General features: G+C 61.8%; 17 protein-coding genes. All 17 read left to right on the top strand.

The features are described 5' to 3' along the window. The first annotated feature begins 3 nt into the window (after positions 1-3). The 17 genes from DNK49_RS10890 to DNK49_RS10810 all read left to right on the top strand — a co-directional run bounded on the left by DNK49_RS10890 (position 4) and on the right by DNK49_RS10810 (position 18,872). Positions 4-834 (top strand): M48 family metallopeptidase, encoded by an 831-nt coding sequence (locus DNK49_RS10890; RefSeq protein ID WP_243632313.1) that lies wholly within the window; start codon positions 4-6, stop codon positions 832-834. A gap of 77 nt (positions 835-911) precedes the next feature. Continuing rightward, positions 912-2,321 (top strand): 3-isopropylmalate dehydratase large subunit, encoded by a 1,410-nt coding sequence (gene leuC / locus DNK49_RS10885; protein WP_110524419.1) that lies wholly within the window; start codon positions 912-914, stop codon positions 2,319-2,321. Positions 2,322-2,438: 117 nt separating this feature from the next. Next, positions 2,439-3,077: a 3-isopropylmalate dehydratase small subunit gene (gene leuD / locus DNK49_RS10880; protein ID WP_110524417.1), complete on the top strand. Its 639-nt coding sequence runs from the start codon at positions 2,439-2,441 to the stop codon at positions 3,075-3,077. A 36-nt stretch (positions 3,078-3,113) separates the two neighbouring features. Further along, entirely contained in the window at positions 3,114-4,178 is a 1,065-nt protein-coding gene (leuB, locus tag DNK49_RS10875; RefSeq protein WP_110524415.1) for a 3-isopropylmalate dehydrogenase, read from the top strand. Positions 4,179-4,202: 24 nt separating this feature from the next. Next, on the top strand, positions 4,203-5,336 hold the full coding sequence (gene asd, locus DNK49_RS10870) for an aspartate-semialdehyde dehydrogenase (protein WP_110524598.1): 1,134 nt from the start codon (positions 4,203-4,205) through the stop codon (positions 5,334-5,336). A 338-nt stretch (positions 5,337-5,674) separates the two neighbouring features. Beyond that, on the top strand, positions 5,675-8,626 hold the full coding sequence (locus DNK49_RS10865) for a motility hub landmark protein FimV (protein WP_110524413.1): 2,952 nt from the start codon (positions 5,675-5,677) through the stop codon (positions 8,624-8,626). 58 nt (positions 8,627-8,684) lie between these two features. Beyond that, positions 8,685-9,278 carry a CbiQ family ECF transporter T component gene (locus DNK49_RS10860; RefSeq protein ID WP_110524411.1) on the top strand — a complete coding sequence of 198 codons (594 nt, stop codon included), beginning with the start codon at positions 8,685-8,687 and terminating at the stop codon, positions 9,276-9,278. Next, complete coding sequence (gene truA, locus DNK49_RS10855; RefSeq protein WP_110524596.1) at positions 9,272-10,069, top strand: tRNA pseudouridine(38-40) synthase TruA; 798 nt, start codon at positions 9,272-9,274, stop codon at positions 10,067-10,069. The genes DNK49_RS10860 and truA overlap by 7 nt, the downstream gene beginning before the upstream one ends. Further along, positions 10,070-10,693: a phosphoribosylanthranilate isomerase gene (locus DNK49_RS10850; RefSeq protein WP_110524409.1), complete on the top strand. Its 624-nt coding sequence runs from the start codon at positions 10,070-10,072 to the stop codon at positions 10,691-10,693. Next, the gene (trpB, locus tag DNK49_RS10845) at positions 10,680-11,891 is read left to right on the top strand and encodes a tryptophan synthase subunit beta (RefSeq protein ID WP_110524407.1); all 1,212 of its coding nucleotides are present in this window, start codon (positions 10,680-10,682) and stop codon (positions 11,889-11,891) included. Before DNK49_RS10850 ends, trpB begins: the two co-directional genes overlap by 14 nt. A gap of 45 nt (positions 11,892-11,936) precedes the next feature. Further along, positions 11,937-12,752 carry a tryptophan synthase subunit alpha gene (gene trpA, locus DNK49_RS10840; RefSeq protein WP_110524405.1) on the top strand — a complete coding sequence of 272 codons (816 nt, stop codon included), beginning with the start codon at positions 11,937-11,939 and terminating at the stop codon, positions 12,750-12,752. Then, positions 12,749-13,621, top strand: coding sequence for an acetyl-CoA carboxylase, carboxyltransferase subunit beta (gene accD / locus DNK49_RS10835; RefSeq protein ID WP_110524403.1), 873 nt, complete (start codon positions 12,749-12,751; stop codon positions 13,619-13,621). Before trpA ends, accD begins: the two co-directional genes overlap by 4 nt. A gap of 4 nt (positions 13,622-13,625) precedes the next feature. Further along, positions 13,626-14,936, top strand: coding sequence for a bifunctional tetrahydrofolate synthase/dihydrofolate synthase (gene folC / locus DNK49_RS10830; protein WP_110524400.1), 1,311 nt, complete (start codon positions 13,626-13,628; stop codon positions 14,934-14,936). An 11-nt stretch (positions 14,937-14,947) separates the two neighbouring features. After that, a complete protein-coding gene (locus tag DNK49_RS10825; protein ID WP_110524398.1) occupies positions 14,948-15,646 on the top strand; it encodes an SPOR domain-containing protein in 699 nt (232 codons plus the stop codon). Positions 15,647-15,655: 9 nt separating this feature from the next. After that, positions 15,656-16,150 (top strand): CvpA family protein, encoded by a 495-nt coding sequence (locus tag DNK49_RS10820; RefSeq protein ID WP_110524396.1) that lies wholly within the window; start codon positions 15,656-15,658, stop codon positions 16,148-16,150. Positions 16,151-16,161: 11 nt separating this feature from the next. Next, positions 16,162-17,688 carry an amidophosphoribosyltransferase gene (purF, locus tag DNK49_RS10815; protein ID WP_110524394.1) on the top strand — a complete coding sequence of 509 codons (1,527 nt, stop codon included), beginning with the start codon at positions 16,162-16,164 and terminating at the stop codon, positions 17,686-17,688. Next, positions 17,685-18,872 (top strand): O-succinylhomoserine sulfhydrylase, encoded by a 1,188-nt coding sequence (locus DNK49_RS10810; RefSeq protein ID WP_424445083.1) that lies wholly within the window; start codon positions 17,685-17,687, stop codon positions 18,870-18,872. Before purF ends, DNK49_RS10810 begins: the two co-directional genes overlap by 4 nt. Positions 18,873-18,888 lie beyond the last annotated feature (16 nt).

The raw sequence follows: 18,888 nt of genomic DNA, 5'->3' as shown, positions 1-18,888 counted from the left end.
GATGTGAATTTGAAGCCGAAGCGCGTTTTCTCGAATCTGCTGCCTGCGGTGCTGGCGGCGACGGTCGCGGTAGCTTGCCAGACGGTACAGACCACCGGTGGTGGGGCGGTTGGCGTCGAACGCGAGCAGATGATGATGATCCCGGCACGCGACATCGAGCAGGCCTCCGCGCAGCAGTATCAGGAGGTGCTGGCCGAGGCGCGGCGCAAGAATGCGCTCAATCGTGATGCCGCCCAGGTGCAGCGGGTGCGTCAGATTGCAAACCGTTTGATCCCGCAGACGGCGAATTTTCGTCCGGATGCGCCCGCCTGGAAGTGGGAAGTCAACGTCATCAGCTCGAACGAGCTCAACGCCTGGTGCATGGCCGGCGGCAAGATCGCGTTCTACTCCGGGCTGATCGAGCGGCTGGCACTGACTGACGACGAGATTGCTGCCGTGATGGGCCACGAGATTGCGCATGCCTTGCGTGAGCATGCGCGTGAGCGGGTGTCCAAGGCGATGGCCACAGGCCTGGGGATTTCGGTTGCGGGCGCCTTGCTCGGGGTTGGACAGGCAGGGCAGGACTTGATGGGTTCGCTGGCTAAAGTGACGTTTGAACTGCCCAATTCCCGGCTGCACGAAACCGAGGCCGATCGAGTGGGGGTTGAACTCGCTGCCCGTGCGGGCTATGACCCCCGCGCTGCGGTCCGGTTGTGGGACAAGATGGCGACGCAGTCCGCCGGGGCGCCGCCGCAGTGGCTGTCCACGCACCCGTCGCACGCCTCTCGGCAGAAAGATCTGGCTGACTATGCCGCACGTGTCATGCCGCTGTACGAGCAGGCGCGCCGGCGTTGAGGTCGCTGGCCCCTGCTACCCATGCGGGCGGCCGTGTGAAATAATCAAAACCTTTTCTTTCAAGCGGAATTCCTTGGATGCAAGCGCAAACGCTCTACGAAAAGCTCTGGTCCAGCCATGTCGTTCATCAAGAAGCTGACGGCACGGCGCTGATCTATATCGATCGCCATCTGGTGCATGAAGTGACCAGTCCGCAGGCCTTCGAGGGGCTGAAGTTGGCGGGTCGCAAACCGTGGCGCATCAGTTCGATCGTGGCGACTGCGGATCACAACACGCCGACCGACCATTGGGACATGGGGATTCAGGATCCAGTGTCGCGTCAGCAGGTCGAGACCCTCGACGCCAATATCCGCGAAGTCGGCTCGCTGGCTTATTTCCCGTTCAAGGATGCGCGTCAGGGTATTGTTCACGTCATTGGCCCAGAGAACGGCGCCACGCTGCCGGGCATGACCGTGGTTTGTGGCGACTCGCATACGTCCACGCATGGCGCATTCGCCTGTCTGGCGCACGGCATTGGCACGTCCGAGGTCGAGCACGTGATGGCGACCCAGTGCCTGCTGCAGAAGAAGTCCAGGACGCTGCTGATTCGGGTCGATGGTCAGCTGGGTGCAGGCGTCACCGCCAAGGATGTCGTGCTCGCCATCATCGGCAAGATTGGTACTGCCGGTGGTACAGGCTACGCCATGGAGTTCGGTGGCAGTGCGATCCGCAGTCTGTCGATGGAAGGTCGGATGACGATCTGCAACATGGCGATCGAGGCGGGCGCGCGTGCTGGTCTGGTGGGCGTTGACGAGACCACCATCGCCTATCTGAAGGATCGTCCGTTCTCGCCCAAGGGCGAGGATTGGGCGCGTGCCGTTGAATATTGGCGCACCCTTGTCAGCGACGAGGGTGCGGTGTTCGACAAGGTGGTCGAGCTCAAGGCCGAGGACATCCTGCCGCAGGTGACCTGGGGGACTTCGCCGGAGATGGTCACCACCATTGACGGTCGCGTGCCGGACCCCGCACAGATTACCGATCCGGTGCGGCGTGAAGGGGTTGAGCGCGCCCTCAAGTACATGGGGCTCAGCGCCAATACGCCGATCAGCGAGATCGCCGTGGACCAGGTCTTCATCGGTTCGTGTACCAATTCGCGCATTGAAGATCTGCGCGAGGCCGCTGTTGTGGCCAGGGGGCGCAGCAAGGCCGCCAACGTGCGCCGTGTGCTGGTGGTGCCGGGCTCTGGCCTGGTCAAGCGTCAGGCTGAGGCTGAGGGGCTGGACAAGATCTTCATCGATGCAGGTTTCGAGTGGCGTGAACCAGGCTGTTCGATGTGTCTGGCGATGAATGCCGACCGCCTGGAGCCGGGTGAGCGCTGTGCCTCGACCTCGAATCGCAACTTTGAGGGGCGTCAGGGTGCAGGCGGGCGAACCCACCTGGTCAGCCCGGCGATGGCTGCTGCGGCTGCGGTGACCGGACATTTCGTCGACGTCCGCACGCTGGCCTGAGCGCTGCATATGCCCGGCGCCGTCCGGCCTGCGTGACCGCGTTGACGGATCACGTAGTGCCGGGGCGGTGATCTCGAATCGAACAGGATGGCCAGGCCATCCGGAGGCAGTGAAACGATGAATCCCTTTACTCAACTTGATGGGCTGGTCGCCCCGCTTGATCGCGCCAATGTCGATACCGATGCGATCATCCCCAAGCAGTTCCTGAAGTCGATCAAGCGCAGTGGCTTCGGTCCCAATGCTTTTGACGAGTGGCGTTATCTGGACGTCGGGCAGCCGGGTCAGGATTGCAGTGCCCGCCCGCTGAACCCGGACTTCGTGCTCAATCAGCCCCGTTATCAGGGGGCGCAGATCCTGCTGACCCGCGACAATTTCGGTTGTGGCAGTTCGCGCGAGCATGCGCCCTGGGCGTTGGAGGATTATGGTTTCCGAGTGCTGATCGGCCCGAGTTTTGCCGACATCTTCTTCAACAACAGCTTCAAGAATGGCCTGCTGCCGATCAAGCTCGATGCAGCTGAAGTCGATGTGCTGTTTGCTCAGTGCGAGGCAAGTCCGGGTTACCGACTGGCCGTTGATCTGGCGGCACAGACCATTACCCGGCCGGATGGCAAGGTCATCACCTTTGATATCGATCCTTTCCGCAAGGAATGCCTGCTCAACGGTTGGGACGATATTGGCCTGACCCTGCGCCATGCCGAAAAGATCCGCGCTTTCGAAGCGAAGCGTCGGACAGAACATCCCTATTACTTTGCCTGAGCCGCGTTGGCTCGACGAACCAAGGAAGACGAACCGATGAAGATTTGCGTATTGCCGGGTGATGGTATCGGTCCCGAGATCATGGCTGAAGCCGTTCGCGTGCTCGGTGCGCTTGATCTGAAATTCGAGCTTGAGCATGCCCTGCTCGGCGGTGGGGCGGTGGATGCCACGGGGAGTCCCTATCCAGAAGCCACGCAGAAGCTGGCACGTGAAGCCGACGCGGTGTTGCTCGGCGCGGTGGGCGGGCCCAAGTGGGACACGTTGCCGCGCGAACAGCGCCCGGAACGTGGTTTGCTTGGTATCCGCAAGGATCTCAATCTGTTCGCCAACCTGCGCCCGGCGATCCTGTACCCCGAGCTGGCCAATGCGTCCACGCTGAAGCCTGAGGTGGTGGCGGGTCTGGACATCCTGATCGTGCGCGAGCTGACCGGTGACATCTACTTCGGCCAGCCTCGTGGCATCGAGATGCGCGACGTCAACGGCACTGCGCAGCGCGTCGGCTGGAACACCATGATCTATGCCGAGTACGAGATCCGCCGCATTCTCAAGGTGGCTTTCGAGGCGGCGCAGAAGCGTGGCAAGAAGCTGTGCTCGGTGGACAAGATGAACGTGCTCGAAACCACCCAGTTGTGGCGCGACATCGCCGAGGAAATGGCAAAGGACTTCCCGGATGTGGAGCTCTCGCACATGCTGGTAGACAACGCTGCGATGCAGCTGGTGCGTAATCCCAAGCAGTTCGATGTGATGGTGACGGGCAACATGTTTGGCGACATTCTGTCGGATGAGGCCTCGATGCTGACGGGTTCGATCGGGATGCTGCCGTCGGCCTCGCTGGACGCCAACAACAAGGGCTTGTACGAGCCTTCGCATGGTTCGGCGCCTGATATCGCCGGCAAGGGCGTGGCCAATCCGCTGGCGACCATTCTTTCTGCTGCGATGATGCTGCGCTACACCTTTAACGAGGAAGTCGCGGCGACGCGTATCGAAACCGCAGTCAAGAAGGTTCTCGCGCAGGGCTACCGTACCGGTGACATCTATGAGCCGGGGACCAAGCGGGTAGGGACGAAGGAGATGGGCGACGCGGTACTTGCGGCGCTGTAAGGTTCATTGATTCGAGGTGACATGATGAAGCGAGTGGGTCTGGTTGGCTGGCGTGGGATGGTAGGCTCGGTGCTGATGCAACGCATGGTGGATGAAGGTGACTTCGCCCATATCGAGCCGGTGTATTTCTCGACCTCTGCCGCAGGGGGCAAGGCACCGGTGTTCGGTGGCAAGGAAGCTGCATTGCCCTTGCAGGATGCAATGAGCATTGATGCGCTCAAGGCTTGCGAGATCATCATTACCTGCCAGGGCGGTGATTACACCAAGGAGGTGTACCCGAAGCTGCGTGCAGCCGGCTGGAATGGCCACTGGATCGATGCGGCGTCGGCGCTGCGCATGGCTGATGATGCGGTGATCATTCTTGACCCGGTCAACATGCATGTGATCAAGGATGCGCTTGCCAAGGGCGGCAAGGACTGGATCGGCGGCAATTGCACGGTGTCCTTGATGCTGATGGGCCTGGGTGGCCTGTTCAAGCACGACCTGGTCGAGTGGGTGTCGGCAATGACCTACCAGGCGGCTTCGGGCGCTGGCGCACAGAACATGCGTGAGCTGATTTCGCAAATGGGCACCATTCACGCCTCGGTCGCCGATCTGCTGGCTGATCCGGCATCGGCCATCCTCGATATCGATCGCAAGGTGGCCGAAACCATCCGCTCTGATGCCTTTCCGAAGAAGAACTTCCGCAATACGCCCTTGGCTGGCAGCCTGATTCCCTGGATCGATGTGCCGGTGGACAACGGTCAGTCCAAGGAGGAGTGGAAGGGCGGCGCGGAGTGCAACAAGATCCTGGGCAAGCCGGCTTTCCGCAGCGCGGGCAGCATCCCGATCGACGGTCTGTGCGTCCGTATTGGTGCCATGCGCTGTCACTCGCAGGGGCTGACCATCAAGTTGAAGAAGGATGTGCCACTCGACGAAGTCACCGCCATCATCGCTTCGGCCAACGACTGGGTGAAGGTTGTGCCCAATGATCGTGAGATTTCCGAGCGCGAGCTGACGCCAGCGGCGGTTACCGGCACGCTGACGGTGCCTGTCGGACGTCTGCACAAGCTCGCGATGGGCAACGATTACCTGGGCGCATTTACCGTAGGTGATCAGTTGCTGTGGGGGGCTGCAGAGCCGCTGCGCCGCATGCTGCGCATCCTCATCGAGGACTGATAAGCCATCAGCGTGCCGCGGCAGGTGTGTTGTGGCACGCTGCAGGGTTGGCGCTCCGGGGAAGGGCCGATCCTTCATGTTTTCAGTGTCTTACCAGCCATCCTGCGAATCATGGTCTATGACTTAGGGTGCGTTTATGGCTTGTGTGTGCTTGTGCTGGCACAGGCCTGAGTGTCGTTTCGGATGCGCTGTCAAGGGCGTTCGTGAGTGGAGCCTTTCCTCTTTAGTATTAAAGAGTTGGTGCAGCTAGTTAAAAATAATGCTAGATTGCTAAACCAAGTCCATGATGTAGCGTCCTTTGCTGGACGGGTAAAGGGGAGCGTGGTTTGAGGATAACTATGAAAACGTCGCTAAGGGCATCCCTGATCGCAGCTGCGATCGCCTCCTATCCGCTCGGAGGTTTCGCGGCCGGGCTTGGGCAGATCAATGTTTTCAGTGGCTTGGGGCAGCCGCTGCGCGCCGAGATACAACTGAGCGCGACGCCGCAGGAGTTGCAGTCGATCACGGCGCGGATTGCGCCGCCGGACGCGTTCCGTCAGGCCAATATTCCTTACCCCGGTTTCATGACAGGCATCCGGGTATCCGTCGACCAACAAGGCTCGCGCCCGGTGGTGAGGCTCACCAGTGACCGGCCGATCAGCGAGCCGTTCGTGGGCTTGCTCATCGAGTTGAACTGGGAGTCGGGCCGTCTGTCTCGCGAATACACCTTCCTGCTTGATCCGGTTGATATTGCGCCGCCCAAGCCGGTTGCCGCTCCGGTTTCTCCTTCGCCTGCAATCGCGCGTCCACCGTCAGCACCGGCCGTTGCGACCGCGCCACGCCCGGTTGCCGACCGGTACACCGTTCAGCGGGGTGACACGCTACGCCGTATTGCCGAGCAGAACCGGCACGAAGGCACGAGTCTCGATCAGATGCTGGTTGCGCTGTTCCGGGCCAACCCGTCGGCGTTTGACGGAGAGAACATCAATCGTCTGCGCGCAGGGGCTGTGTTGTCGGTGCCCTCCGCGGAGGTCGCCCGTCAGACTTCGCCGGCCGAAGCGCGCAAGGAGATCCTGGCTCAGGCGGCAGATTTCGAAGCCTATCGCCAGCGCCTTGCGGGGGCCGTCAGCACGCGTGCCGCTGAACCGGCGCCGGCTGCCCAGGCAAGCGCCGGGACGATCGTGCCGCGGGTGGATGACGCCGCCGAGCGTGCTGAGACCAGCGATCGTCTGCAGGTCTCCAAAACCCAGCCGACGCCCGATGCATCGGGTGACGTGGGTGCCACGGGTCGTTTGCAGGCGCTTGAGGAGGAGTTGATTGCGCGTGAGAAAGGGTTGGAAGAAGCCAACGCCCGTCTTGCGCAGCTTGAGACCAGTATTCGTGAGTTGCAGAAGCTGCTCGAGTTGCGTAATCAGTCCTTGGCTCAGCTGCAGCAGCAAGGCGCGCCCGTAACGCTTGAGCCCCCGGCAGTGCAGGCTCCGCCTCCCGCCGCGCCGCTTGCTGCCGAGGTGCCGCCTGCGGCGGTTCCCACTCCGCCTGCAGCCGAGTCCACACCGCCTGCGGCGGATGCAACCCCACCCGTCGTGGTTGAGCCTGCGCCAGCGCAGCCTGCTGCTCCGGTGGCTGAGCCGCCGAAACCACAGCCGCGGCCTCAAGTCGCTCCGCAGCCGGAACCGGAACCTGATCCGGACTTCCTTTCGTCCTTGTCGGCGGATCCTGCGATGCTGGGCGCTGGTGGAGGTGTGCTGGCCTTGTTGATTGCGTTTGCGCTGTATCGCGCACGCCAACGCAAGCAGGCTGCGCAGCAGTTGGATAGCTCGGCCCTGATGAGCGAGTTCCCGCCTGATACAAGTGCCGTTTTCGGCGCAACGGGTGGGCAGAGCGTCGATACCGGCAACAGCAGCATCCTTCAGACAGATTTCAGCCAGTCCGGACTGTCGGCGATCGATGCCGATGAAGGGGTTGATCCGGTGGCGGAAGCGGACGTCTACATGGCTTACGGCCGTGACGCCCAGGCCGAGGAGATTCTCGAGGATGCCTTGAAGGCCGATCCGAACCGGGCTGCGATCTATTTGAAGTTGCTGGAAATCCACGCCCAGCGTCAGCATCTGAAGCCATTCGAGACGACCGCTACCGAACTCTATGCCAGAACAGGCGGGCAGGGCAGCGATTGGGACAAGGCGGCCGCAATGGGACGCAAGCTTGACCCTGACAATCCGCTTTATAGCGCAGCACCGGTCGAGGCCGAGCGTTCGGTGGCGCCGAAGACCGAGTTGCCGCCGGGTGGAGTGCCGCTTGCGGCCGTTGCAGCGACGGTGGTTTCCGCTGCAGGGGCGGCGTCGGCAGCGACATTGGTCGAGGACGAGGCTGGCGAGGAGTCTGGGCCGGCGCTGTCCAGTCTTGACTTCACCACGACGGGTGGAATCGAGCCAAGTCCTTCGCAGTTCAAGGATACCTGGACCATGCCCGGTGAGTTGGGACAGGCAGCGGCCGAGGTCGAGCAGATCGAGGCTCAGCTCGATGCAGGGCGTGATCCTTCACAAGCCTTCGATCTGGCAACTGAGGATCATTCGCTGGAGCAGACCGGAACGATTGATTTCGATCTTGGACTGGACGAATCGCCGGTCGAGGTCTCACCTGAGCCGGCTTCCGATGTGGCAGGTGGCGAACTGGCGCAGGAGGTGGCTGCCGCCAAGGACGTGATGTCGGACTCGGGGCTGGATTTTGATCTTGGCGGAGACGAGGTCACGCTGGATGAGGCACCCGCGGTCCAGGAGCTTGATACGACCGCGAGCTTCGCAGTTGCATCTGCTCCGACGCCCACTGAGGTGCCGGCACTTGAGTTCGATCTGCCGTCCCTCGGCGGAGACGATGACAAGCCGGCCTTCGACATGAGTGCAACAGTCATTCAGGCTGAAGATCTGGCTGCAGAGGATGATGCTGTCGTGGATCTGGAGAAGACCAGCTTTGATAACAGTCTGCTCGATTTCGATTTTGATCTCGAATCGCCAACGGTCGACGCGCCTGCGGCAGCGCAGCCGGCAGGGCTGGATCTGACCAGTTTCGATCTTGACCTCGAGCCATCCGAGGACGTTGCAGAGTCTGGCACAACTCCCGTTTCCGAGCCTGCCCTGACTACGGCAAACGATGCGCCGCTCGACAGTGAAGTCGAGACCAAGCTTGAGTTGGCGAGGGCCTATGACGAGATGGGGGACAAGGAAGGGGCACTGGAACTGTTGCAGGAAGTGCTCGCCGAAGGTGCGCCTGCGCAACAGGAGGCAGCGCGCGCATTGATCGAAAAACTGGGTTGAGGTTTCGTTCAGACGCCATCGCCGGACTGTTGTCCGGCGATGGCGTTTTACTTTTTTCATGCATGCGGGCCTGATTCTGTTCTTGTGGGGGTGCGGGGTTGCCTCGGTCCAGCTTCTGGATGGGCGTGCGCTGCTTTTGCTGACAGTTGCGGCGCTGCTGCTCGCCCTCGTGGCGGCCCGGGTCCGGATCGGCAGGTTGATACGACGAGTTCGGGTACTTTTTCTGGCGATCATCCTGCTGTTTGCCTGGTTTACGCCGGGAGAGGCCTTGCTTGCCGCTTGGCCCTCGCTCAGCCCGACTCGCGAAGGGGTGGGCCTGGCCCTGACGCACAGTGCGCGCTTGCTGGTGGTGATGTGCTGCGTGGCGATGTTGCTGCAGCACTTGCCGACAGACCGTCTGGTGAGCGGGTTGCATGCGCTTTTCCGTCCCCTGCGGTTTTCCGGTTTGCCGACCGAGAGACTGGCGCTGCGCCTGATGCTGGTATTGCGCTATGTGGATGATGCACGTGGCGGGCGGCATGACTGGCGTACCTGGTTGATGGAGGAGGGGGAGTTGCAGGCGCCGGTGCATCTGTCGCACGAATACATGGGGTGGCGTGATGGTTTGGTGTTGGCAGGGCTTATAGCCGTGATAGGGTGGTGGGCGTGGTAAGGATTGTGCTGGGTGTCGAGTATGCTGGAGATATGTTCGAGGGCTGGCAGGCGCAGCGCCATGGCCGGACCGTACAGGACGTGCTTGAGCGCGCTGTCTCGTCGATTGCAGGCGAGCGGGTCAAGACGCAGGTTGCCGGGCGGACGGATACCGGTGTACATGCCACCGCGCAGGTGACCCATTTCGATACCACAGCAGTGCGCCCCATGTCTGCCTGGGTGCGTGGTGTCAATACCCATTTGCCGCCCTCGGTTGTGGTGCGTTGGGCGCGCGAGGTGGATGAGACGTTTCATGCCCGTTTTCTTGCTTATGAGCGGACATATCGCTACATCCTGTTCAATTCGCCCACTCGCCCTGCGATACTGGCGGGTAAAGTCGGCTGGTTTCACGTTCCGCTCGATGAAACCTTGATGGCGGATGCCGCCACGCGCTTGATCGGCACGCATGACTTTTCTGCCTTCCGTGCAGCTGCCTGCCAGGCCAAGTCGCCCATCAAGGTGATGCGCGATGCCAGGGTGACACGTGTGGGGCAGTACATCGCCTTCGATTTCCGGGCTAGCGCCTTCCTCCACCATATGGTGCGCAATCTGGTTGGTGCCCTGGTGTATGTGGGTAAGGGACATTACCCGCCGGCGTGGATAGAGGCGTTGCTGCAGACGCGTGACCGGGTGCGGGCGGCGCCAACCTTCGAGCCTGCCGGGCTGTATCTCTGCGGTGTCAGCTATCCACCAAACTGGTCGCTGCCCGGCGATGGGCGTATCATCGCGCTGCCTCAGCTTCCACTACTCTGAATGTCACGTACCCGAATCAAGATCTGTGGCCTGACCCGGCCGCAGGATGTCCGCGCGGCGGTCATGGCCGGTGCCGATGCGATCGGTTTCGTGTTCTATCCGCCCAGTCCGCGTAATGTCGGGTTCGATCAGGCGGCTGCGCTGGCGGCCGAACTTCCGCCTTTTGTTTCGGCCGTCGGCTTGTTCGTGAATCCGGCACCCGCCTTCGTTCAGCAAGCCTTGCAGCAGGTGCCGTTGCAGCTACTGCAGTTTCATGGGGATGAGTCCGAGGTAGAGTGTGCACAGTATGGTCGCCCCTGGATCAAGGCTGCACGAGTGCGTCCCGGGATCGATCTGGTAGAATTCGCGTTTCGCCATCCCGGTGCGCGGGGTATCTTGCTCGATGCCTTTGTGGACGGATACGGTGGGGGTGGCAAGACTTTCGATTGGTCCCTGATTCCTGATGGATTGTCGCGGCCCCTGGTGCTGTCCGGGGGGCTCGACCCCGATAATGTGGGCGAAGCCGTTAGACGGATTCGCCCTTTTGCGGTTGATGTCTCCAGCGGCGTGGAGTCGGCCAAGGGAATCAAGGATGCGGCCAAGGTGGCTGCGTTTATTGCCGGAGTTCGAGATGCAGATGGCTGACATGCAGTACCAGTTTCCGGATGATCGTGGGCATTTCGGCCCGTACGGCGGGATTTTCGTCGCTGAAACGCTGATTCCGGCGCTTGATGAGTTGCGTACGGCCTACGCCGAGTGTATGGCGGATCCCGCCTTCGTGGCCGAGTTCGAGTACGAACTCAAGCATTATGTCGGTCGCCCCAGCCCGATCTATCATGCCAAACGGTGGTCGAACCTGCTGGGTGGTGCGCAGATCTATCTGAAGCGAGAGGATCTGAACCACACTGGTGCGCACAAGGTTAACAACTGCATCGGTCAGGCGCTGGTAGCTCGGCGGATGGGCAAGCCGCGGGTGATCGCCGAGACCGGTGCCGGGCAGCACGGGGTGGCGACTGCGACCGTGGCTGCGCGCTACGGGATGGAATGCGTGGTGTACATGGGCGCAGAGGACGTCAAGCGCCAGGCAGCCAACGTCTACCGCATGAAGTTGCTGGGGGCGACGGTGGTGCCGGTTGAGTCTGGCTCCAAGACCTTGAAGGATGCCCTCAATGAAGCCATGCGTGACTGGGTGACCAATGTTGGCAACACTTTTTATATCATTGGCACGGTTGCCGGACCACACCCGTATCCGATGATGGTGCGCGATTTTCAGACCGTGATCGGCAAGGAGTGCCTGGTACAGATGCCGGAAATGGCTGGGCGTCAGCCAGACTACGTGATTGCCTGCGTGGGAGGCGGTTCGAACGCGATCGGAATCTTCCATCCTTATATCGGCGTCGACGGTGTCCAGTTGATCGGTGTGGAGGCCGCAGGCGATGGTATCGAGACCGGCCGCCATGCTGCTTCGCTCAGTGCGGGTGTTCCGGGTGTGCTCCACGGTAATCGCACGTATCTGCTGCAGAACGAGGACGGCCAGATCACCGAAACGCATTCGATCTCGGCTGGCCTGGATTACCCCGGAGTCGGTCCGGAGCATGCGCTGCTCAAGGATTCCGGGCGTGCCGAATATGTCGGCATTACTGACGAAGAGGCGCTCAAGGCCTTTCATGACCTGTGTCGTTTCGAAGGCATCATTCCGGCGCTCGAGTCATCGCATGCGCTGGCCTACGCAGCCAAGCTGGCACCGACTCTGCCCAAGGATCGTGTCCTGCTGGTGAATCTGTCCGGTCGGGGCGACAAGGACATGCATACTGTCGCCGAGCGTTCGGGCATCCAGTTCTAAGCTGCAGCGGGTCGTCGCCGACGGCCCGCATCGCGGGATTCCACTATGTCGAAAATCCAGAGTACTTTTGCGCGTCTGCAGGCCGATGGCCGCAAGGCGCTGATCCCTTTCATTACCGCGGGCGACCCCGATGGCGAGCTGACCGTGCCCTTGATGCACGCACTGGTCGCCGGTGGCGCGGACATCATCGAGCTGGGCGTGCCCTTTTCCGACCCGATGGCGGACGGACCGACGATTCAGCGTGCCTCGGAGCGAGCCCTCGCGGGCGGTATGAGCCTGCGCAAGGTGCTGGCGATCGTACGCACTTTCCGCGAGACTGACGTGACCACCCCGGTCGTGCTCATGGGCTATGCCAATCCGATCGAAGCCATGGGCGTGCAAGCCTTTGCGGCGGTGGCCAGCGAGGCCGGGGTTGATGGAGTGCTGGTGGTGGACTATCCGCCCGAAGAGTGCGCAAACTTCGCCTCGGTCGTGAAGTCGGTCGGGCTTGATCCTATTTTCCTGCTGGCGCCGACATCCTCCGAACAGCGTTTCCGCGATGTCGCCGAGGCGGGTAGTGGCTATATCTACTACGTTTCGCTAAAGGGTGTGACCGGGGCGGGGCATCTCGATTTCGACGAGGTTGCGAGGCGTATTCCCGTCATCCGCAAGGCGGTCGGCATGCCGGTCGGGGTCGGATTCGGGATCCGTGACGCCGAAAGCGCGCGTCGTATCGGTGCGGTCGCCGATGCCGTCGTGATCGGCAGTCGAATCATCGAGGAAATCGAGCGTAGCCCGCGAGAGGCGGTCGTCGCCAATGTCGAGGGCTTCATTCGTGGTATCCGCGCCGCGCTCGATCAGCCCGCAGGAGGCGCACAATGAGCTGGCTTCAGAAACTCCTGCCGCCCAAGATCAAGCGTAACGACGCTGCGGCGCGCAACAAGTCGATTCCAGAAGGCTTGTGGAGTAAGTGTACGGCTTGCGAAGCGGTGCTCTATCGCTCCGATCTCGAGAGCAACATGAGCGTGTGCCCCAAGTGCGGGCATCATCAGCGCATCAAGGCGCGTACCCGGCTGGATCTGCTGCTCGATCCTGAAGGGCGCTTCGAGATCGGTGCAGAGGTGTTGCCGGTCGATGCGCTCAAGTTCAAGGACTCGCGCAAGTATCCCGAGCGCCTCTCGGCGGCGACATCCGACACCGGCGAGTCGGATGCGATGGTGGTCATGCAGGGTGCGATCCTGACGGTGCCAGTGGTCGTTGCCTGCTTTGAGTTCGAGTTCCTGGGTGGGTCCATGGGGTCGGTGGTGGGCGAGCGTTTCGTTCGCGGCGCGCGTGCTGCTTATGAGCAGCGTCTGCCCTTCATCTGCATCACGGCTACAGGTGGTGCCCGGATGCAGGAAGGCCTGTTCTCCTTGATGCAGATGGCCAAGACCACTGCAGCCATCACCCAGCTTGCCGAGCGCAAACTGCCTTTCCTGACCATTCTGACCGACCCGACCATGGGTGGGGTCTCGGCGAGCTTTGCGTTCATGGGCGATGTGGTCATCGCGGAGCCTGGCGCCCTGATCGGTTTTGCCGGGCCGCGCGTTATCGAGCAGACGGTTCGCGAGAAGTTGCCTGAAGGTTTCCAGCGTTCCGAGTTTCTGCTTGAGAAAGGCGCCATCGACATGATCGTCGATCGCCGCGAGATGCGTGAACGGGTTGCCGAGGTGCTGGCATTGCTCGGTCGGCAACCGTCGGTCAAGGCTTGAGTCGATGAAGTGTGAGACTGCGCAGCCAGCGAGCCTTCAAGGCTGGCTGGATTTGCTGGAAGCGCGCCATGGACAAAAGGTCGAGCTCGGACTTGAGCGTGTGGCTGAGGTCGCGGCACGTTGCGGGTTTTCCACCGACGCCGTCGTGATCACCGTTGGCGGAACCAATGGCAAGGGTTCGACTTGTGCCATGCTCGAGGCCATCCTGCTGGCAGAAGGCTACCGAGTCGGCTGCTACACCTCGCCGCACCTGCTGCGCTATAACGAGCGCGTTCGGCTCGGCGGCAAGGAGGCGGACGATGAGGTACTGGCCGATGGATTTGCCGCGGTGGAGGGTGCCAGGGGAGAGACCCCGCTGACTTATTTCGAGCACGGTACGCTGGCGGCCTGGGCGGTGTTCTGCCGGGCGGGGTTGGACGTCATCATCCTTGAGGTCGGCCTCGGTGGAAGGCTCGACGCGGTCAATGTGTTTGACTCCGACTGTGCCATCGTCACCGGGGTGGCGATGGACCACATGGATTACCTTGGTGACACCCGGGAGGCCATTGGCTTCGAGAAAGCCGGTATTTTCCGTTCCGGACGCCCGGCGGTTTGCGGTGATCCCCAGCCGCCAGCGTCCTTGCTGGATCATGCTGCCGCGATTGGCGCGCAATTGTGGGTCAGTGGTCGTGACTTTGGTTTTGGCGGTGATCGGCAGCAATGGGGTTACTGGCGTTATGCGGCAACGCCTGCCAGCGGCAGTCTGGTCAAACGCGGTGGTCTGGCTTATCCGGCACTGCGCGGTGCCAATCAGTTGTTGAACGCGGCAGCGGTCATGACTGCACTGGATGCACTCAGGGATCGAATCCCGGTGTCGATGCAGTCGATCCGGCAGGGTTTGATGCTGGTCGATGTGCCGGGGCGTTTTCAGGTGCTGCCTGGCAAACCGGCGGTGGTGCTCGATGTTGCACACAATCCACAGGCGGCGGGGGTGCTGTCGGAGAATCTCTCCGGCATGGGCTTCTATCCTGAAACCTGGGCTGTGCTCGGTATGTTGGGCGACAAGGATGTCGAAGGCGTGGTCATGCGGCTGGATGAGCGCGTCGATCACTGGTTGCTTGCCACGCTGCCAGGGCCGCGTGGGCTCATCGCTGAAGAGCTTGCGCTGCGTCTGCGGACTGCGGGTGTCAAGGGCGACATAAGCTGTTTCGAATCACCTGCCAAGGCATTTGATGCAGCGCGGAATCGTGCCGCCGAGGGTGATAGAATTCTGGCCTTTGGTTCATTTCTGACCGTGGCCGAAGTGCTGTCAACGCTACGCGCCGAACGTCACTGAAGAGGCTCCCGGTGAGCGACGCTGACAATCTCGAAATCAAGAAGCGCGCCCGCCGACGCTTGGTGGGTGCGGCCGCGCTTGCTTTGCTCGCAGCCATCATCCTGCCGATGGCCATGGATCAGGAGCCGCAGGTCTCGACGCAGGATATCCAGATTTCCATCCCCGAGCGTGACGCGATGGTCAACCAGGCGCGTCCGATTGCCGCACGTCCGGCTGAACCCGAGGTGGCGCCCGCTCCAGTTGAACAGGCACCCCAGGCTTCGGTGCAGACAAGTCCTCCCCCTTCGCCGCCGGTCGCAGAGGCCAGGACGGCTACTGTGGCACCAGCTGCGCCTGCAAACCCCACTGTTGCGGCAAATCCGGCCCAGAAGCCCGAGCTTGCATCTTCTCCCGCGACCGCGGCGCCTCCTCCCCCTAAGCCGGCCGATGCCGAAGCCGAGCGCGTCAAGGCCTTGCTGGCTGGTGGCGCCGTGCCCAAGACGCCGGCTCAGGCCGAGTCCCTGGTCATCCAGGTTGCCGCCGTGAGCGATGCAGCCAAGGCGGCGGCACTGGCGACCGAACTGAAAAAGCAGGGATACAACGCCTACACTGAAAAGGCTGGTGCAATGACGCGGGTGCGGGTAGGGCCGGTCGCAACCCGCGCAGAAGCGGATTCGATGGCGTCCCGGCTGAAGGCGATGGGACACAACGCGGTCGTTGCAGTACGCTGATTTTCTGCGATGACGGTTTTCGATTATGTATTCCTGGCGGTGCTGGGCTTGTCCGCCGCCGTGGGCTTGTGGCGTGGGCTGGTCAGCGAGATCATGGCACTTGTAGCCTGGATCGCTGCACTTGTCGCTGCATGGCAGTATGGCGACGTGGCAGCGACCGTGGCGCTTGAAGGCCTGATTGCCGAGCCCGCGTGGCGGCAGATTGGTGGCTTTGCCTTGGTGTTCGTACTGGTCCTGCTGCTTGCGGCATTCTTGCGCTTCCTGTTGCGTGAGTTGCTCAAGGCCGCAGGTCTGGGGGCGACCGACCGGTTCTTCGGTGCACTTTTCGGTGTGGCGCGGGGCTTGGTGATTGCCTGGGTGGTAGTGCTGGTGGGAGGTATGCTGGGTCTGTCGCGCGAGCCTTGGTGGGCAAATGCGATGTTCTCGCCTCCACTGGAGACGGCAGTGATTGCTGCCAAACCGTGGTTGCCGGATGCGGTGGCCGACAGAGTTCGTTTCAGATAGGCAGGGTTTCCATGTGCGGAATTCTTGGGGTGGTTGCGACCTCCCCGGTTAATCAGTTGCTTTACGACGGTTTGCAGGTGCTGCAGCATCGCGGTCAGGATGCTGCGGGGATTGCAACCGCCGAAGGCGGGCGTTTTCACATGCACAAGGGCTCTGGCCTGGTGCGCGACGTGTTTCGTACGCGCAACATGCGCAACCTTGCGGGCAACTGGGGGATCGGCCATGTTCGCTACCCGACCGCCGGGTCTGCATACAATGCCGCCGAGGCCCAGCCGTTCTACGTCAACTCGCCGTTTGGCTTGCTGCTGGCACATAACGGCAATCTGACCAATTCCGAAGAGCTCAAGCGCGAGATGTTTCTCGCCGACCTGCGTCATATCAACACCAATTCGGATTCCGAGGTGTTGCTCAACGTGCTGGCGCACGAACTGCAGGCGGCAGCCAACGGCCTCAAACTGGACGAAGAAGCGGTGTTCCGCGCCGTGGCCGGTGTGCATCGGCGCTGTCGAGGCGCATACGCCGCAGTGGTGATGATCGCCGGCTATGGTCTTCTCGCCTTCCGTGACCCCTATGGCATCCGTCCGCTGGTAATCGGTCGCAATGATGTCGAAGGCAGCACTGAATGGCTGGTTGCATCCGAGTCGGTGGCGGTTGATGTGCTCGGTTTCAAGCTGTTGCGCGATGTGGCGCCGGGCGAGGCCGTGCTGATTGACGTTGAAGGTAATTTCCGCAGTCGCCAATGTGCCGAGAAGACGGTTGAAGCGCCGTGCATGTTCGAGTTTGTCTACCTTGCACGACCGGATTCGATCATCGACGGTGTGTCGGTCTACGAGTCGCGGGTCAAGATGGGCGAGTATCTTGCTGCCAAGATGAAGCGCACCATGCCGCATGTGCATATCGATGTGGTCATTCCGATTCCGGATTCCAGCAGGCCGTCGGCGATGGAGATGGCGCACCATCTCAATCTGCCCTATCGCGAAGGCTTTGTGAAGAACCGCTACATCGGCCGTACCTTCATCATGCCGGGACAGGCGACACGACGTAAGTCGGTGCGTCAGAAGCTCAACACCATACACCAGGAATTCAAGGGCAAGAGTGTGCTGCTGGTTGATGATTCCATTGTCCGCGGTACGACCAGCAAGGAAATCGTCAACATGGCGCGCGAAGCAGGTGCGACCAAGGTCTACATGGCTTCGGCCGCGCCCCCTGTACGCTACGCCAATGTCTATGGCATCGACATGCCGACCCGTGGCGAGCTGATCGCCAGTGATCGCGACGAGGCCGAGATCTGCCGCCAGATTGGCGCCGATGGCCTGATTTATCAGGATCTCGAGGATCTCAAGGCCTCGGTCAGTGCGCTCAATCCGTCGATCCGCTTCTTTGAGACCTCCTGTTTCGACGGCTGCTACGTGACCGGTGACATCACCACCGAGTACCTGAACGGGGTGGAGAACCAGCGTGGTGAGGAAAAGCCAGCATCACGCGACGACAGCGAGGACGGGCAGCTCGACCTCAACCTGATCAGCCGCGACCAATGAGTACCTTGCCCGACATGGATGACTGGCATCCCGATACCCTGGCGATCCGCGCCGGCACGCACCGCAGCCAGTTTGGCGAGCACGGCGAGGCAATGTATCTGACCTCCAGCTTCGTGTTCGAGAGTGCAGCACAGGCTGCTGCACGTTTTTCGGGCACGGAGGAGGGGAACGTCTACGCCCGTTTCTCCAACCCCACCGTGACCGCGATGCAGGAGAGGCTGGCCGCTCTGGAGGGGGCCGAGGCTTGCGTGGCGACCGCCTCGGGTATGTCGGCGATCCTGTCGCTGGCGATGGGCACGATGCAGGCGGGTGATCATGTCGTGGCGTCCAATGGGCTGTTTGGCGCGACCCAGCAGCTGTTCACAAACATCCTGGGCAAGTTTGGCATCGAGACCAGCTTTGTGCCGGCAACCGATCTTGCGGCATACCGTGCTGCGGTGCGCCCGAGCACGCGTCTGTTCTTCATCGAGACGCCATCGAATCCGCTGACCGAGGTGGTCGATATCGCGGGCGTTGCAGCGATTGCCCACGAAGCAGGCGCGATCCTGGCGGTGGATAACTGTTTCTGCAGTCCGGCCTTGCAGCGGCCGCTGGATCTGGGCGCGGATGTGGTGGTGCATTCCGCCACCAAGTATCTCGATGGCCAGGGCCGGGTGCTCGGTGGTGCTGTTGCGGGGGCAAAGGTCGTGACCGACAAGGTGTTCCAGTTCCTGCGGACGGCGGGCCCGACCCTATCGCCGTTCAACGCCTGGGTGATCCTGAAGGGCCTCGAGACGTTGCGGATCCGCATGGAAGCACAGTCGGCCAACGCGCTTGCGCTGGCAAGCTGGCTGGAGACGCAGCCGGGTGTGGCGCGGGTGTTCTACCCCGGTTTGCCTTCACATCCGCAGCACGAACTGGCGATGCGCCAGCAAAAGACCGGTGGCGCCATCGTCAGTTTTGAGGTCGAAGGCGGGCGTGATGCAGCGTGGCGGGTGGTCGATGCCACCCGGGTCATCTCGATCACGGCCAACCTGGGTGATACGAAGACCACCATCACTCATCCGGCAACCACGACCCATGGACGTATCTCGCCCGAGGCCCGTGCCGCCTCCGGGATCAGCGATGGACTGCTGCGTATTGCTGTGGGTCTGGAGTCGGTGGACGATCTGAAAGCCGATCTCGCGCGCGGCCTGGTACGCTGAAATCAGGTGCCGGCAG

Source organism: Parazoarcus communis SWub3 = DSM 12120 (assembly GCF_003226565.1).
Lineage (GTDB): Bacteria > Pseudomonadota > Gammaproteobacteria > Burkholderiales > Rhodocyclaceae > Parazoarcus > Parazoarcus communis.
Note: the sequence above shows the minus strand (reverse complement) of the source record. Positions and strands in the feature narration are given on the sequence as shown.

Coding starts and splice junctions, on each gene's coding strand:
- leuC (WP_110524419.1), top strand. CDS start 912: ATGCAAGCGCAAACGCTCTACGAAAAGCTCTGGTCCAGCCATGTCGTT.
- leuD (WP_110524417.1), top strand. CDS start 2,439: ATGAATCCCTTTACTCAACTTGATGGGCTGGTCGCCCCGCTTGATCGC.
- leuB (WP_110524415.1), top strand. CDS start 3,114: ATGAAGATTTGCGTATTGCCGGGTGATGGTATCGGTCCCGAGATCATG.
- asd (WP_110524598.1), top strand. CDS start 4,203: ATGAAGCGAGTGGGTCTGGTTGGCTGGCGTGGGATGGTAGGCTCGGTG.
- DNK49_RS10865 (WP_110524413.1), top strand. CDS start 5,675: ATGAAAACGTCGCTAAGGGCATCCCTGATCGCAGCTGCGATCGCCTCC.
- DNK49_RS10860 (WP_110524411.1), top strand. CDS start 8,685: ATGCATGCGGGCCTGATTCTGTTCTTGTGGGGGTGCGGGGTTGCCTCG.
- DNK49_RS10850 (WP_110524409.1), top strand. CDS start 10,070: ATGTCACGTACCCGAATCAAGATCTGTGGCCTGACCCGGCCGCAGGAT.
- trpB (WP_110524407.1), top strand. CDS start 10,680: ATGCAGATGGCTGACATGCAGTACCAGTTTCCGGATGATCGTGGGCAT.
- trpA (WP_110524405.1), top strand. CDS start 11,937: ATGTCGAAAATCCAGAGTACTTTTGCGCGTCTGCAGGCCGATGGCCGC.
- accD (WP_110524403.1), top strand. CDS start 12,749: ATGAGCTGGCTTCAGAAACTCCTGCCGCCCAAGATCAAGCGTAACGAC.
- folC (WP_110524400.1), top strand. CDS start 13,626: ATGAAGTGTGAGACTGCGCAGCCAGCGAGCCTTCAAGGCTGGCTGGAT.
- DNK49_RS10820 (WP_110524396.1), top strand. CDS start 15,656: ATGACGGTTTTCGATTATGTATTCCTGGCGGTGCTGGGCTTGTCCGCC.
- purF (WP_110524394.1), top strand. CDS start 16,162: ATGTGCGGAATTCTTGGGGTGGTTGCGACCTCCCCGGTTAATCAGTTG.
- DNK49_RS10810 (WP_424445083.1), top strand. CDS start 17,685: ATGAGTACCTTGCCCGACATGGATGACTGGCATCCCGATACCCTGGCG.